The sequence below is a fragment of the Alteromonas pelagimontana genome (genome assembly GCF_002499975.2).
Taxonomy (GTDB): domain Bacteria; phylum Pseudomonadota; class Gammaproteobacteria; order Enterobacterales; family Alteromonadaceae; genus Alteromonas; species Alteromonas pelagimontana.
This window is the reverse complement of record NZ_CP052766.1, coordinates 1396193-1412587: the sequence shown is the minus strand read 5'-3', so window position 1 is coordinate 1412587 and position 16395 is coordinate 1396193. Positions and strand designations below refer to the sequence as shown.

At 46.5% G+C, this 16395-nt stretch carries 14 protein-coding genes; 10 read left to right on the top strand and 4 right to left on the bottom strand.

From position 1 onward, the window contains the following. Positions 1-13 precede the first annotated feature (13 nt). The gene (gene fadB, locus CA267_RS06360; protein ID WP_075608265.1) at positions 14-2164 is read right to left on the bottom strand and encodes a fatty acid oxidation complex subunit alpha FadB; all 2151 of its coding nucleotides are present in this window, start codon (positions 2162-2164) and stop codon (positions 14-16) included. Positions 2165-2495: 331 nt separating this feature from the next. Between fadB and CA267_RS06355 the strand changes: the two genes are divergently transcribed. The 4 genes from CA267_RS06355 (at position 2496) to CA267_RS06345 (ending at position 6883) form a co-directional block, all read left to right on the top strand. Then, positions 2496-4568: a transglycosylase SLT domain-containing protein gene (locus CA267_RS06355; protein ID WP_232367606.1), complete on the top strand. Its 2073-nt coding sequence runs from the start codon at positions 2496-2498 to the stop codon at positions 4566-4568. Positions 4569-4643: 75 nt separating this feature from the next. Continuing rightward, positions 4644-4769: a hypothetical protein gene (locus CA267_RS19110; protein WP_269748479.1), complete on the top strand. Its 126-nt coding sequence runs from the start codon at positions 4644-4646 to the stop codon at positions 4767-4769. 57 nt (positions 4770-4826) lie between these two features. Further along, complete coding sequence (gene pepQ, locus CA267_RS06350; protein WP_075608266.1) at positions 4827-6146, top strand: Xaa-Pro dipeptidase; 1320 nt, start codon at positions 4827-4829, stop codon at positions 6144-6146. A 14-nt stretch (positions 6147-6160) separates the two neighbouring features. After that, positions 6161-6883: a ZIP family metal transporter gene (locus tag CA267_RS06345; RefSeq protein WP_075608267.1), complete on the top strand. Its 723-nt coding sequence runs from the start codon at positions 6161-6163 to the stop codon at positions 6881-6883. Positions 6884-7165: 282 nt separating this feature from the next. On the opposite strand, the gene ispB is transcribed toward CA267_RS06345, so the two are convergent. Next, complete coding sequence (gene ispB, locus CA267_RS06340) at positions 7166-8140, bottom strand: octaprenyl diphosphate synthase (protein ID WP_075609969.1); 975 nt, start codon at positions 8138-8140, stop codon at positions 7166-7168. A gap of 500 nt (positions 8141-8640) precedes the next feature. On the opposite strand from ispB, the gene rplU reads away from it, so the two are divergent. The 6 genes from rplU (at position 8641) to CA267_RS06310 (ending at position 14354) form a co-directional block, all read left to right on the top strand. Then, positions 8641-8952: a 50S ribosomal protein L21 gene (gene rplU / locus CA267_RS06335; RefSeq protein WP_075608268.1), complete on the top strand. Its 312-nt coding sequence runs from the start codon at positions 8641-8643 to the stop codon at positions 8950-8952. Between the two features lie 15 nt (positions 8953-8967). Further along, positions 8968-9225 carry a 50S ribosomal protein L27 gene (gene rpmA / locus CA267_RS06330; RefSeq protein ID WP_075608269.1) on the top strand — a complete coding sequence of 86 codons (258 nt, stop codon included), beginning with the start codon at positions 8968-8970 and terminating at the stop codon, positions 9223-9225. A 264-nt stretch (positions 9226-9489) separates the two neighbouring features. Next, positions 9490-10656, top strand: a complete 1167-nt coding sequence (gene cgtA / locus CA267_RS06325) for an Obg family GTPase CgtA (protein ID WP_075608270.1) — start codon at positions 9490-9492, stop codon at positions 10654-10656. 11 nt (positions 10657-10667) lie between these two features. After that, positions 10668-11171: a type 3 dihydrofolate reductase gene (gene folA, locus CA267_RS06320; RefSeq protein ID WP_232367605.1), complete on the top strand. Its 504-nt coding sequence runs from the start codon at positions 10668-10670 to the stop codon at positions 11169-11171. Positions 11172-11386: 215 nt separating this feature from the next. Then, on the top strand, positions 11387-14026 hold the full coding sequence (locus CA267_RS06315) for a DUF2339 domain-containing protein (protein ID WP_075608271.1): 2640 nt from the start codon (positions 11387-11389) through the stop codon (positions 14024-14026). A 145-nt stretch (positions 14027-14171) separates the two neighbouring features. Then, the gene (locus CA267_RS06310; protein WP_075608272.1) at positions 14172-14354 is read left to right on the top strand and encodes a hypothetical protein; all 183 of its coding nucleotides are present in this window, start codon (positions 14172-14174) and stop codon (positions 14352-14354) included. A 95-nt stretch (positions 14355-14449) separates the two neighbouring features. On the opposite strand, the gene rpoS is transcribed toward CA267_RS06310, so the two are convergent. Beyond that, the gene (gene rpoS / locus CA267_RS06305) at positions 14450-15448 is read right to left on the bottom strand and encodes an RNA polymerase sigma factor RpoS (RefSeq protein WP_083638300.1); all 999 of its coding nucleotides are present in this window, start codon (positions 15446-15448) and stop codon (positions 14450-14452) included. A gap of 71 nt (positions 15449-15519) precedes the next feature. Next, on the bottom strand, positions 15520-16395 hold the full coding sequence (locus CA267_RS06300) for a peptidoglycan DD-metalloendopeptidase family protein (RefSeq protein WP_075608273.1): 876 nt from the start codon (positions 16393-16395) through the stop codon (positions 15520-15522).

Here is a 16395-nt window from a genome sequence, read left to right as displayed (position 1 = left end):
AGTCTCCTTGGGTTTAGGCGAAGTAAGATTTACCGTCGGCGGCCATTTGGCGCACGCCGTCAGTAACTTGATAAATCGGGCCTAGCTCAGCGTATTGATCAGCTAATTCCACGAACTTCGCTAGCCCCATTGTTTCAATCCAGCGGAAGATACCGCCACGGAACGGCGGAAAGCCTAAACCGTACAACAGCGCCATATCGGCTTCGGCCGCGCTGGCTACAATACCTTCTTCAAGGCAACGAATGGCTTCGTTTGCCATGGGGATCATAAGCCGGGCAATAATGTCCTGTTTCTCAAACGATTGTTGTTCCTTCACATGGGGCGCCATAAGTTCATAAGCTTCGTCGGCAGCATTTTTGGTGGGTTTACCGCGCTTATCGGTGCCAAAGTTATAAAATCCTTTACCGTTTTTCTGACCGAGCCGTTTAGCGTCATGCAATAAGGTAACAGGGTCGTTATCAATCTTATGCATTCGCTCTGGAATACCTTGTGACATTACATCCGCAGCGTGATCGGCGGTGTCCAGGCCTACAACATCAAGCAAATAAGCGGGGCCCATCGGCCAGCCGAAGTCTTTTTCCATCACTTTATCAACGGCGACAAAATCGGCGCCATCTAATATCAGTTTGCTGAAACCGGCGAAGTATGGGAACAGTACACGATTAACCAAAAAGCCTGGGCAATCGTTTACCACAATCGGGGTTTTACCCATTTTCAGCGTAGTGGCAACCACGGTATTAATGGTATCTTCTGAGGTGTCGTTGCCGCGGATAATCTCCACCAGTGGCATGCGGTGAACAGGGTTAAAGAAATGCATGCCGCAGAAGCGCTCGGGTTTATTTAAACTTTCCGCAAGGTGATTAATGGAAATGGTGGAGGTATTTGAGCAAATAATGGTGTCGTCGCTCACCGCTTCTTCAGTTTCTTTAAGCACTGAGCTTTTAACTTTAGGATTTTCGACCACCGCTTCAATAACCATATCTACATCTTTAATGGTGCTGTATTCAAGTGTGGGCGTAATGGCATTTAATGTTGTTGCCAGTTTGCTGGCATCAATTTTTCCGCGTTCAATACCTTTGCCGAGGATCTTGGCAGCTTCTGTTAAGCCAAGGTTCAGGGCATCGCGGTTAATGTCTTTCATAATGACCGGCAAACCTTTCACGGCGCTTTGATAAGCGATACCGCCGCCCATGATGCCAGCGCCCAGTACTGCGTTAAGCTTCACTTGTTTGTTGGCCGCTTTGGCCATTTTTTTGCCCTTGCTTTTTACCAGCTGATCGGCCATAAAAATGCCAATCTGCGCTTTTGCCGCATCGGTCTTCGCCAGCTTAACAAAGCCTTCATTTTCTAATTTCAGTGCGCCAGCTCTATCCTGCGCAGCGGCATTTTTAACGGTTTCGACCATCATATGCGGGGCGGGGTAGTGCTTTCCTGCCTGCGCTGAAACCATGGCCTGAGCCGTAGAGAAACTCATCATGGCTTCGTTCTTGTTCAATGTTAACGGCGCTTTCTTTGCCTTGCGACGTTTCTGCCAGTCAAGCTTATTCGCAGCTGCATCTTTTAACATTCTACGTGCGGCGGCGAGCAGGTTGTCAGGTTCTACTACCGCATCTACCGCGCCCTCATCCAAAGCTTTAGCACCGCTACGGTCTTTGCCTGTCGTCATCCATTCCAGCGCATTATCTGAGCCAATGATTCTGGGTAACCGAACCGTGCCGCCAAAACCTGGCATTAAGCCTAACTTAACTTCAGGTAAACCTATTGATGCGGATGTATCCGCTACGCGTAAATCGCACGCCAATGCCATTTCACAACCGCCGCCCAGGGCAAAGCCGTTGATAGCTGCTATGGTAGGAAAAGGAAGATCTTCAAAACGGTCAAATACCTGAGCAGTGTTGCCTACCCACTCTAATACTTCATCATCAGGTTTACTGAAAAGCGACATAAATTCAGTAATATCTGCACCCACAATAAAGGCCGACTTCGCGCTTCTTACTAACGCGCCTTTAATCTCGCTGTGAGAGGCCATGGCTTGCGTGGCTTCATCTAATTCTTTAACCGTCTGGCGGTCAAATTTATTAACTGAACCTTCGGCGTCAAACACCAGTTCAGCAAAACCATCGTCGGACAGCGACACCGTCAGACTTTTGCCTGTGTATATCATTATCATCTCCTTCGGCATTGGGCTCATACTTACAATAGGGTGGCTTGATTCTGACAATACCATGTAAAATTACAAGGATAAATTCAAACGGGCGTTTCAATTTTACTTGAGTTGGTGACGCAGAGGTTGAAAATCAAGCTCGAATTCGTTGTACTTGTTTGTATAATGGTAGTAGAAAGTGGTGAAAACCAATCCTAATAAAAAATTCCACCGCAGGTTGTTTTTAATATTCCGTTAAATCAAGCTGCTCTTCTGCCGATAATCTTGGCAGCTCTATTCATACGTAGGCAGTACTTGCCACGGATTTAGTCAATACACTACCGGTTGACGAATGACTGCGCGCGTGCAGGTGTTTCAGGGCTTTTCTGACGGGATGGCATTGATGCTAGTAAATGAACTATTACAACAGAAAAAATTTCTCTGCTGGCTCACGGCGGTGTTGTTGTGGTTATGCGTCTTTGGTATGGCAGGCGCAGCCGAACTTCTGCCGATAGATGATGATTCAACGCAACGCGAAAAGTTTGAAGCGTTGGAAAAAGCGATTCGGCACACCCCTGGGTCGCGGTTAGCGTCGCTGGATGCTGAATTTGAAGCGCTACAAAATTATTCATTATATCCGTATCTTGTTCGCCAGCGTTTATATCGTGATTTGACTATCAAACACCGCGATCAGGTAGAAGCCTTTTTAGCCCAGTTTGATGGCCAGCCCTTTACCTACGGTTTGCGCTCAAGCTGGCTGCGCTATCTTGCCCAAAACAAACAACAGTCGGCGTTTCTCGCAAGTTATCGAGACGGCATGGATTCTGAAATTACCTGTTATTATCTTCAATACCAGCTTCAGGATGCCACTGATCCCAACTATTGGTTAAGCAAAGTTGAGAAATTATGGCTAAGCGGCCAATCTCAACCTGATGCCTGCGATCCCATTTTTAAACAATGGGAAGCTGCCGGCATGCTCACTACTGAATTAGTGTTGGCGCGTTTGCAAAAAGCCGCGACCTCTGGAAATCCAAAGTTAATTCCTTACTTGCAGCGCAAATTGCCTGCTTCTCATCAGTATATAGCCGACTTATGGAAGGCGGTTTTGAATAATCCTCGTACTGTGCTGCGTCAAACAGCCTTTCCGTTACGGTATCCGAATTATGAAGCGCGGATTATGACCTATGGGCTGAACCGGCTGGCTTGGCAGCGTCCCGATGAAGCGGCAAAGGGTTATTACCTTTGGGCTCCCAAAGGTGTTTTTAATCCTCATCAAATTAATGCTTTACATCGTGCTATTGCGTTAAGTTTGGCTATTGATAACCAACCCAATGCTTTGGAATGGCTTGAGCGCGCAGACGTAAAAGAGGCCGACGAAGATGTCAAACGTTGGCATATGGCATATTTGCTGCGGGCCCGCGACTGGCAGGGTGTGTTAAACGTAATTGAAACGGCGAGTCCCGCCCGTCAGAACGAAGACAACTTTATGTACTGGCGAGCCCGGGCCTACGAAGCTTTGGGCGTTCCAGAACAGGCGGCTCCTCTGTACGAGCGGCTCTCAGGCGAACGACACTACTACGGGTTTATGGCCAGTGCCAAGGCAGGAAAAAAACCTGAAATTCTACATACGCCTACGCCAAGAGATCAATTGGCGATGGAGCAAATTGAAGCTTTACCGGCCGCTCAACGGGCTTATGAGTTTTTGCAGATGGGGCGATTGATTGACGCCCGCAGAGAGTGGCGTTACCTTATCACTCATCTTGACAGCGCCAGTATTAAAGATGCCGCCTTACTGGCCAGCGAGTGGGGTTGGTACGACCAAGCCATTATCAGCTTTACCCAAAGCGGTTATATGGACGACATCGATAAAAGGTTCCCGTTAGCGTACGCCACACAATTTTCCAGTATCGGGCAAACGTATAATATTCAGCCTGCGTTCGCCATGGCAATCGCTCGACGAGAAAGCTCCTTTATGGTTGACGCTGTTTCTCCTGCAGGAGCTACCGGTTTAATGCAACTAATGCCTGGCACCGCTCATTATCTCGCTGCCAAAAAATTAAACCGCAACGTACTGTTTGAACCCGATCAGAACGTCCAGTTAGGCGTGCAGTATTTGCGTTATCTTATGGATAAGCTGAATAACAATCCTGTGCTTGTATCGGCGTCTTACAACGCCGGATGGCGCCGTGTATTGGAATGGTTGCCAGAGAGCAACAGCTTACCCACCGATATATGGATTGAAAATATTCCCTACCGCGAAACCCGTCATTATGTGAAGGCAGTGCTGGCTTACCGTTATATCTACGAGCACCAGCTAGGCACGCCGAGCGAACTGTTTCCACAGTTGGCAACCACAGATATTCCCTCTGCTGAAGCCCTATCAAATGCTCAAGGTAACAGTACTGTGCAGTTGGCGCCTAAATAATAAGGTAACCGGGAAAGACGGTACTTTCTGGGGGTTTACCATTTGCCGCGCATTCCCTGGTTGGCATGATAAACTATGGCAATGAGCGACATTATTGTTTCACATATTGATACTGCCGCAACGCATCCTGCCTTCGCTGATTTGAGCTTTAACCCGATTGAAGAGGTAGGGTACGCGTTTATTCCGGTTCAAGGTACGTAACTAAGACAGAAACGGTGTTGTACAGTGACAGCTTACAACAGAAGAAGAAGAGGATCTATGACACAACATTCAGCAAATTTTCAGGAACATATACAGGTTTTACAGGCTCGCACCCGGGAAGCCTTGCAACGTGATGGGCTGGAAGGCCTTGTCATCCATTCAGGCCAAAGCAAACGGTTGTTTCTCGACGATAACCACTATCCGTTTAAGGTAAATCCTCAGTTTAAAGCATGGCTGCCAGTGGTGGATAATCCTAATTGCTGGCTGGTAGTCAATGGTGAGGATAAGCCCAAGCTAATATTTTATCGGCCTGTGGATTTTTGGCATAAGGTTCCGCCCGAACCTTCAGAATTTTGGGCAGACAGCTTTGATATCGTACTGCTTAAACAGCCCGATGCAGTTGAAAAATATTTGCCTTATGATAAACAGAAATTTGCTTATATTGGTGAATATATCGAAGTGGCAAAAGCGTTAGGGTTTGAAAATATTAATCCGGATCGCGCACTTCACTATCTACATTATGAGCGGGCCTGTAAAACAGATTACGAACTGGATTGTATGCGCGAAGCCAATAAACTGGCAGTCGCTGGTCATAAAGCCGCGCAAGCTGCATTTTTAGAAGGTAAAAACGAATTTGATATAAATCTGGCCTATAGTGCAGCTACTCGCCAAAGCGACAACGATGTACCCTACACCAGCATCATTGCGTTAAACGAGCACGCTTCTATTTTGCATTACATGCAGTGCGATACACAGGCCCCCGCTGAATCCCGTTCTTTTCTCATTGATGCTGGCGCCAGTTATCATGGCTATGCCGCAGATATAACGCGTACTTACAGTAAACAAAATAATCGTTTTGCTGAACTTATCGCCGCAGTGGATAAAGTGACCGTCACATTGGGTGAAGCATTGAAACCCAGCATTGCGTATACCGATATCCATTTATTGGCCCATGATGGCATTGCGCAAATTCTGAGTGATACGGGATTAGTAAACCTGAAGCCCGAGGAAATCGTCGAACAGGGCATTACCCGTACCTTTTTCCCTCACGGTATTGGCCATTTTTTAGGGCTGCAAGTTCATGATGTAGGTGGATTGGTTAACGATGATAGGGGCACACCGAAACCAGCGCCAGAAGATCATCCATTTTTGCGCTGTACCCGTTTAGTTGAGGCCAGACACGTTTATACAATTGAACCCGGTCTATACTTTATCGATAGCCTGCTTGCCGATTTAAAATCTTCGTCAGCGTCAAAGTATGTAAACTGGGCTGCCGTTGATCATTACCGTCCCTTTGGTGGTATTCGAATAGAAGACAATATTATTGTTCACCGAGACCGCAACGAGAATATGACGCGAGATCTTGGCCTGAAATAGCGAGGCTCCTATCGATGCTTGATCAACAAATCTTTACTTTGGTTCTTATTGCTACCATTGCAGGCATGGCTATGCCTGCCGGAGCATTATTAGCATCGATAGATCGTATCCAGCCTCGTTGGCTTGAACAGGAAATCAGGCACGGCGTAATTGCATTGGGCGCGGGAGCATTAATTTCGGCTGTTGCGCTCGTGCTGGTGCCCGATGGTATCAAGCACCATTCACCTTTTACAGCGACTTTGTGCTTTGCTGGCGGCGCACTTTTTTTTATGGCCCTTGATATGTATCTCGCAGCGCATAATACGCCAGCGAGTCAACTCGCCGCTATGTTGGGCGATTTCATTCCTGAATCTATTGCTTTGGGCACAACCGTCGCTTTGGGTGGCGGCGGAACCGTGTTGCTGGGTTTATTAATAGCAGTTCAAAACCTTCCTGAGGGCTTTAACGCTTATCGTGAAATGGAATCGGCAGGGCCCAGACGCCCAAAAAACCTGATCAGAAAATTTACTATGCTGGCATTGCTGGGGCCGCTAATGGCGCTGGTAGGTTACTATTGGTTATCGCACTATCCGGTGTGGACCGGCGGCATTATGTTATTTGCTGCCGGCGGAATTCTCTACTCAGTATTTCAGGATATAGCGCCACAAATCCGCATGAACAAGCGGTGGCTACCGCCGATGGGAGGAATTATAGGGTTTTTAATTGGTATGGTGGGTTTTATGGTGGAAGGCGGTTGAAGGTGGGAAGATTCTACAGCTTGTAGAACGTGTAGTGCTGCAGATTCCAGGCAGGTAAAGCAAACTTGCTAAACCAAGTACCACGTTTTTGAAGATAGAGGCCGAAGGCAGAACTTGTTTAAGGTGTATCAGTAATAATTGCCAGCCATACCTGAAAATTCATACAGCGGTGTAGCTACTGTTCATCTACCATCGTGAGCGGTAGCGCAGGCTAGCTTCTTTAGTTGGGGTAGTGTCTGCAAACAGCTAACGTTTTACCCTCAGTCGTGAAGCTACCTCAGGTTATTTTGTGCGCTCCACCGCAATGTAAGCAAGAGAAATCAATGCCTGCTTGTATTCTGAATCGGGAATTACGCTAAGACTGGAGACAGCAAGTTCCACTTCCTTATCAGCGCATCGCCGGGTGTATTCCAGTGCGCCCGTATTTGCCATAACGTCCTGAATACGGCGCAAGTGGGGCAGGCCGTTGGCTTTTTCTATCGCTTCACGAATTAATTCTTTATCACTAGACACTTCAGCGTGCCACATAGCGTACAACAGTGGCAAAGTCGGCTTACCTTCAGCCAAATCGTCACCAACATTTTTACCCATTTCCGCTGCATCAGCGGCATAATCCATTATGTCATCTACCAATTGAAATGCGGTGCCCAGGTGTTTGCCGTATTCCTGCATGGCGACTTCAATAGCTTTAGGCTGCTTTGTAAGCACGGCAGCCAATTGAGTGGCAGCCTCAAAAAGTCGCGCAGTTTTACCGTAGATCACGTCGAAATAACGTTCTTCTGTGGTGTTTGCGTCATTACAGTTCATTAGCTGTAATACTTCGCCTTCTGCTATCTGGTTAGTCGCTTCAGACAGAATTTCCATCACCCGCATGTTATCCAGGCTTACCATCATCTGAAACGACCGGGTATAAAGAAAATCTCCAACTAACACGCTGGCTTGATTGCCAAAAATCGCGTTTGCTGTTTCACGGCCACGTCTGAGGGTAGATTCATCAACAACATCATCGTGCAACAATGTGGCAGTATGGATGAATTCGATAATCGCAGCCAGGGTATGATGCTGTTCTGAAGAAATTCCCATGGCTCTTGCGGCCAATACGGACAATAACGGCCGCAACCGCTTGCCACCGCTGTTTACAATATAAAAGCCCAGTTGATTAATTAGCGCCACTTCAGAATCAACCTGCTGCTGAATCAGTTGATTTACGGCGTGCATGTCCGCTGACGTCAGGTCGCGAATTTTTTCTAAGTCCATTTGCATAGGTGGAAGCTATTCATACCAGAGAAAAAACAGATGGCTGATTGTACCTGAATATGCTGCGGTATCCACCTTGTCATTCTAAAAAGCCGTGAGTTACTTTCTTTCGCCGATAAAACGTTAATAAACAGTGCTTTTGACCAGGCTTTATGAAAGGATTTTTAGGTAAAAAGAGAGTTTTGTCATCCTCATCCTGAACGTTCAGTGGCGATAGAAATTGAATTCAGATTGGTAGTAAATTTCGCGGGATCAGACAGATCCAGTCTCCCTGAGGCTCCACAGATCCCAAATCCGGTTTCCAATTTTAAAGATAATAATGGCTTTTTTTTCAAAGGGTTAACCGGTTCGGTTATGGCGAAATAAAACGAAATCTGTTTCGTCCGAAAAATAATCAAATATTATGTAAACCGGGGTTGTGATTCGGGGATGTTTCACGTACAATTCGCGCCCTGTTTTTTGAATTAAGAAGCGTCAAGTGACGCAGAGCGGAGTAAGATATGTACGCGGTTATCCAAAGTGGCGGTAAACAACACCGTGTGGCTGAAGGCCAGACCGTTCGTTTAGAAAAAATCGAAGTCGCGCCGGGCGAGAGCGTTGAATTCGGTGATGTTTTGATGGTTAGCAACGGTGACGATGTTAAAATCGGTATGCCTTTTGTTGCTGGTGGAAAAGTGACTGCTGAGGTTGTTAATCACGGTCGCGGCGATAAAGTTAAAATCGTAAAATTCCGTCGTCGTAAACATTCACGTAAGCAAATGGGTCATCGTCAGTGGTTCACGGAAGTGAAAATTACTGGCATTAGCGCATAAGAGGAGCACGAACACATGGCACATAAAAAAGCTGGTGGTAGTACCAAAAACGGTCGTGATTCAGAAAGTAAACGACTTGGCGTAAAACGTTTTGGTGGTGAATCTGTACTTGCAGGTAACATCATTGTAAGACAACGTGGAACGCGCTTCCACGCAGGCGATAACATGGGTATTGGGAAAGATCATACTCTTTTCGCCCTGAAAAGCGGTAAGGTTCAGTTTGAAGTAAAAGGACCTAACAACCGTAAGTTCGTGAGCATTGTTGCCGAATAAGCGCGACTAGCTCTACGCCGAACAGGCTAGGAAAACCCCGCGCTTGCGGGGTTTTTTGCGTTTGATGGACAGAGATTAATTGTGCATTGCCTGCCAAAGCATGGTTTTTTAAAATCGGATTCCCATGTCGAATTCGTAGCAATAGTGTAAACTTGTAAGAGCATTAAGGCCGTTCAGAAGGCTAATCCTTTGTCTGATCCTTCGGCCCAAGAACGTGCCAATACAGTAAAAAAACAGACAGGTCTTAGTGACTCGGAGTAAGAAATGAAATTTGTAGACGAAGCTGATATACGAGTTGAAGCCGGTGATGGCGGCAATGGCGTTATTGGCTTTAGACGGGAAAAATACATCCCCAAAGGCGGCCCCGATGGTGGTGACGGTGGAGACGGCGGCAGTGTTTATCTGCAGGCTGACGAAAACCTTAACACGTTGATTGACTATCGATTTGAACGTTTTCATCGTGCTGAGCGCGGTAAAAACGGTCAAGGCAGTAATTGCATTGGCCGCGGTGGCGCGGATCTGGTTTTAGGTGTACCTGTGGGTACACGGGCAACCGATAGCGACACCGGAGAAGCCTTGGGCGATCTCACCCGTCATGGACAAAAACTGAAGGTCGCCCAGGGCGGTTTTCATGGTTTGGGTAACGCGCGTTTTAAAAGCAGTACCAACCGCGCACCGAGACAGAAAACGGACGGCTCACCGGGCGAAATTCGTAATCTTAAGCTTGAGCTGATGCTACTTGCCGACGTCGGTTTGCTAGGGATGCCGAATGCGGGTAAATCTACTTTCATTCGTTCTGTTTCTGCGGCTAAGCCAAAAGTAGCAGATTATCCGTTTACCACCTTAGTACCTAACTTAGGTGTGGTGCGTCAGGACGCTCAACGCAGTTTTGTTATTGCTGATATTCCCGGGTTAATCGAAGGTGCTGCCGATGGCGCGGGCCTGGGAATACGGTTTCTGAAGCATCTTGAGCGTTGTCGTGTATTGCTGCACATAGTCGATTTACTGCCGATGGATCAAAGCGATCCTGCTGAAAATGCCAAAGCAATTGTGGCTGAGTTAGAAAAATATAGCCCTAAACTGGCAAGTAAACCGCGCTGGCTGGTGTTCAACAAAGTTGATTTGCTGCTAGAAGAGGAAGTGGAAGAGCTGGTTAAAAGCATAGTTGAAAAACTGGACTGGAAGGGGCCTGTCTATCAGATTTCGGCGTATCAGAAACTGGGTGTTGAAGTGTTGTGTCGCGACGCAATGAACTATATTGAGACGCTTCCTGTAGATATTCAACCAGAAGAGTCACCAGAAGATATCGAGTTTAAGTGGGACACATACCGCAAAGATGCCACTTCAGCTCAACATGATGTAGAAGACGACCTGGATGACGATGATTGGGATGAGGACGACTACGACGTCGAAGTAGAATACAAAAAATAGCCGGAGGCACAATGAAAATTGCAATGATTGCCGCTATGGCTCACAACAGAGTTATTGGTGCAGACAATGGTATGCCCTGGCGTTTGCCCGCCGACTTGCGCCATTTTAAGCAGAAAACTGTGGGTAAGCCTATTATTATGGGACGAAAAACCTACGATTCTATTGGCAAAGCGTTACCCGGCAGAACCAATATTGTACTATCTTCAAAGCAGGGTTTTTTGCTACCTGATGCCTGTGTAGTACCAACACCAGATGATGCAATAGATCAAGCCATGACGCTAACGCCTCACGATGAAGAAATCATGGTGATTGGTGGCGGCAAAATATATGAAGCATTTATGCCATTAGCCAATACGCTTTATCTTACATTTATTGACTTAGCGGTAGAAGGTGATACTTATTTTCCCGACTATCTCGCACAAGGAAAATGGAACGAAACGGCGAGAGAAGCTTTTAGTCCAGATGACAATAATCCGTACCATTATGAATTTGTGACCTTTGAGCGCGTCAGCTAAGACGCGCTCTTTTATCTCCTTTGGTTTAGTAACAGCACCGACCGGCAGTATTCTATCCCGGTTTCAATAGCAGCAAAATAAGCTGACAGTCGATTCCTACTCAACCCGAATTTAAGTTGCTTATTCGCTTACTTGTCTTCATCGTGTACTTAACGCAGACTGTCACTTTGTTGGTTACTAATACCTTTCGCCCTGTGAAAAAGGAATATTTTAAAATGGGTTCGGAAATCGGGTTTCTTTTTTACTTCTTCTTAGTCGTAGTGGCTGCTCTCACGTTTCGAAATAAATCAAAAATCAACGTATTATTTGAAGAGGTAAAGCGACTAAAAGCAGAAGTAGCGGTTCAGAAAAAGGAAATTGGTCAACTTAAAGAGCAGCAAACGGTATCGCCTGAGCCGGCCACTGATCCCACTTCAGTGAAACCGGAAGTGTTGGAGAAAAGGCCAGCAGACCTGCCGTCCTTGCCAGTAGCTCCTATATCGCCAGCTTTACAGTCAGGTAAGAAAGCAAAACCTTCAACCTCGGGCAAATCTTCTAAAGCCATATTTCTGGATCTGGAACGCTTCCTTAACGGCAATGGTCTGTTATGGCTTGGCGCGCTAGTGCTAGCCTTTGGTGGAATATTTTTAGCAAAATATTCTATTGAAACAGGGCTTTTATCCGCCGCTGCCAGAGTATCTATCGGCGGAATTTTTGGCATTGCCCTGATTGTCGTGGCTGAATATTTGGAACGACATAAAAAGCGATTTGATATTCACTCTCCGTACGTCAGCGCGGCGCTCGCCAGCGGGGGCGTGATCACCTGCTATGCCTTGATACTGGTCTCTTTCAACTATTACACATTCCTGGTACCTACAGTCGCATTTACGCTGCTAGCCATTGTTTCTTTAACGGCCAGCTACCTTGCTTTACGATTCGGCCCGTTGCTGGCGTGTATCGGATTAATTGGAGCCTATGCAGTGCCTGCTCTGGTACCGGGCGATTCCGACAACATTATGATCTTGGTAGGGTACCTTGCTTTGGTTTCTGCTTCGGCAATCTGGGTGGCGGAATCAGTAAAAAGAAACTGGTTGTGGTGGTTAAGTTGGAGCGGTCACTTTCTGTGGTTTTTCACCACCGTAGCAACGTCAGATAACTTTTGGGCTTTAGTGTTGCTGAGTCTGTTTACGATTTACTTGTTTGCGCTGTTGCCGACGTTAGGGTGGCGGCTGCAACATCGGCAAATTAGCCCGGTCACCAGTAAACGGCTGATTATGTTTGGTAAAGCGCAATGGGGCGGAGTGCTGCCGTTGCTGGGTATGGGAATTTTTTTACTTTTTAATCCGGTAGATAGTCACGTCATTGCCTCAAATCTCGTTTTCGCATGCGTGTATTTACTCCTACCTAAACGACACAGCATTTTTGACGGCTGGCCTTTTCTTATGCTGGCGTTCGCTCTTTTTTCGTTCCCGTTTCTATCATCAATAGAAAATGGAGAACAATTGCAGATGGCCTTTCAAGGCAGCTATTTGTTTATTCAGATTTCAGTTATCGCAGCATTGGCTTACTGCATTTGGATGCTCAGACAGTTTCCTCGAAGGAGCAGCTTTCTGTTGTTGCTGGTGCTGGCGCCGTTGCTGCTGTACGGGTGTAGCTATACACTCTCCACTGATGCAATGGAAGATACGCTTTATCCACTTTGGGCGCTGGAATTGGCTCTCATTGCCATTGGAGCATCGTTGGCCGGAATGAAAACCAAGACAAATCTGCCACGCGTCTGTTATACCATTTTGGCTAACGGATGCTTAACCCTGTGCCTGACAATGTTCCTTTCTGCAAGCGTGTTGACGCTGGCGTTCACTGCGCAAATTGCGGCAATGAGCTACATATCAAATCGGGCGCAACTGACATTGCCTGACTGGCTTTATAAAATAGCGCTAACGGTGGTCGCCGTTCGTTTAACGATTGCGCCCTGGCTGGAGTTTTATACGGACGAAGAGATCTTGTCGGTGCATTGGACCGCCGTGGTTTATCCTTTAGTGTTAATCACTATTGCTGTCGCGAAAAGGTTTAATCCGTCCTCAGAACTTCAACCCTGGCTCACGGGCATGTTTTTGCATGTGGTGGCGTTACTTATTACTACAGAAACGACCTATGCATTAGTGGGGCATTATTCCAATCCAGCAGATTTGAGCTTTAAAGAGACCATCATTCTGGCCCTGAACTGGTGGATTTTGGCGGTGGTTTATTTATGGCGCGCAAACGAATTAACTCGTTTGCGGCTGCTTTATGAAAGTTTTGGTGGCTTGTTGTTGATGTTGGGCGGACTACTTCACATCGACATTCTTTTGAACAGCAATCCCTACTTTGAACCAATATCCGTCGGCGAACCGTTATTGCTTAATTGGTTATTGCCATTATGGGCAGTACCAGCGGTGTTATTAGGTACCATTCTCTATTTCCAACTACTGCCTGTGAGATTGAAACGCACTGTTGAGGCAATTTTTGTGATACTGGCTTTTTTATATATTAATGGTGAAATACGCGCGGCGTTTAACGACGGCTTTGTGGTGCTGCTAAATCCTCCAGGGCAAGCTGAACTATACACCTACTCAATTGTTTGGTTATGTATCGCTACAATTACGCTTTTTTGGGCCCAAAGCCGCCAGTTACAGCGTGTAATTAACGCCGGATTTTGTGTTTTAGCCGCTGTTATTTTAAAAGCGTTTCTCATTGATATGGCTAATCTGGAAGGTCTCTACCGCGCTATTTCGTTCATTGGACTAGGGCTGTGTCTGGTCGCGTTGGGATGGTTATTTCAGAAATTCAGAAACAATAGCGATAAGAAAGAATCCGAAGCGGAGTTACCACTGTAATAAATTGTTGTCGAAGCGCGATGATCGCTATGTGAGAAGTTTAAGCTTCGCGTTTCAATCTGAATTATTTGTGGCGCTGATTATGACCTGTCCGCTGGGGCGGCAATTTTAGTAGAACCATAGATGCATTACGAGGATGTAAAAGATGAATATTGAAGAAGTGGAGATAGATGGCCAGTTAATTACAGTCAAACCACCAGTTAGTGGTATCAGCATCAACGAGACTACGGTGACTTATCAGGACGCTACCGGAAGCTCAAGCGCTAACTTCAGTTCCGAAAAAATCGCTAAACAATTTGCGTCATGGCTGTCGGCTCAGAAAATATAGATTCTGGTAGTTAAGAAAGAAACCGCTCATGTTGGCGGTTTCTTAGCGATAGAATTTAAAACCACTTCTCCTAAACCAGGAAAAACGAAGGGCAATTATTCACCCATCTGATCGAACAGGTTTTCCAGTGTCAGCCCTTGATGGCCTAACATGTCCCGCAGACGGCGCAGCGCTTCCACCTGAATCTGCCTGACACGCTCACGGGTAAGACCAATTTCAGCGCCTACATCTTCTAACGTTGAAGGTTCATAACCCATTAAACCAAAGCGGCGCGCTAATACCTCGCGCTGTTTAGGGTTAAGATCTTCCAGCCAGTGAATGATATTTGACTTGATATCGGTATCCTGAAGGTTTTCCTCAGGACCGTATTCTTTACTATCAGCCAAAATATCCAGCAGCGCTTTATCGTTCTCTCCACCAATTGGCGTATCAACAGACGTAATACGCTCATTGAGCCTCAACATCTTCGTTACTTCATCAACAGGTTTATCAAGAGCAAAAGCAATTTCTTCTGCGGTTGGCTCATGATCCAGTTGCTGAGACAGCTCCCTTGCTGCACGTAAATAAACATTCAGCTCTTTAACCACATGTATAGGAAGGCGAATCGTGCGTGTTTGATTCATAATCGCACGTTCTATGGTCTGACGAATCCACCATGTGGCATAGGTTGAGAATCTGAATCCTCGCTCGGGATCAAATTTTTCGACAGCACGAATGAGTCCCAGGTTTCCTTCTTCAATGAGGTCAAGTAGCGCCAGCCCTCGATTGTTGTAACGTCGTGCGATTTTAACAACCAGACGGAGATTGCTTACTATCATGCGTTTGCGGGATGCTTCGCAACCTTTAAGCGCGAGTCTGGCAAAGTATACTTCTTCTTTTGCGGTTAGTAGGGGGGAAAATCCGATTTCACCGAGGTAAAGCTGGGTGGCATCGAGGTTTTTGGGAAGCTCTTCCTGGTTGAAGAGTACGTCTTCATTTGAATCATCCAGGTCATCGTTCAGGGTTGCGTCAGCCTTTACTGCATCTGGCACGGCGACAGCGTTATCCTCTTTACGAAAATTTGATTCGATTACAGTGGTTTTTAGTTGATCCACAACTGCATCTCCTGCTCTGTATGGTTACCTTATGATGTTCGCTCCTTTGAATTTCTTATTATTGTTTATTGTTAAGGTTTCGCTTTTGGCAGGTACCGCAGAGGATCTAACGACTTCCCGCGATACCTAACTTCAAAATGAAGTTTGACCGAATCTGTTCCGCTTTTACCCATGGTGGCAATTTGTTGACCGGCTGTCACCCACTGCTGTTCTTTCACCATGTTAGTATCATTATGTGCATACGCGCTTAAGAACGAATCGGTGTGTTTAATAATAATTAAATTACCATACCCTCTTAAAGCGTTGCCTGAGTACACCACTTTTCCCGCTGCTGAGGCATTTACGCGAGTGCCGTGTGGAGCACTTATTTCTATTCCTTTACTCCCAGATTCTACCTTGCTGAAAGTGCCAACCAACTTTCCTTTTGCCGGCCAAACCCATTGTTGGACAGTGGCTGGGAAAGAAGAGGGCGATTGTTTTGCGACATTTTTTGCCGAATTTTCAACCGCCTTAACTCTCTGGTTGTTAACATTATTTTCACTTTCACCATACGCTTGCTTATTTTGTGGGTCAACAACAGATGTAGATTTCTTCGTCGAGGTCGGACCACTACGGCCTTTTATGGCGGAAGAAGAGGGTGACTTAGCTGTTCGTGGTGCGACTACCCGCAGTGTTTGCCCGGGGTAGATAGAGTAGGGAGCGCGTAAGTTGTTATAACGCGCAATATCACGATAATCGTTGCCGGTATACCAGGCAATAGCGAATAAGGTATCTCCGGATTTTACCGTATACGTATCACCGCTGTACCCTTCATCGGCAACGTCAGGTTGGCTGTTTAGTAACACCACTGGTGCGGGGCGATGATCACTGCTACAACCACCTAACGCCCCTAAGACAATTAAAAGCTGCAGGGCTCTGTAGGCTGAGGAGACACCTGAAAATGCCAT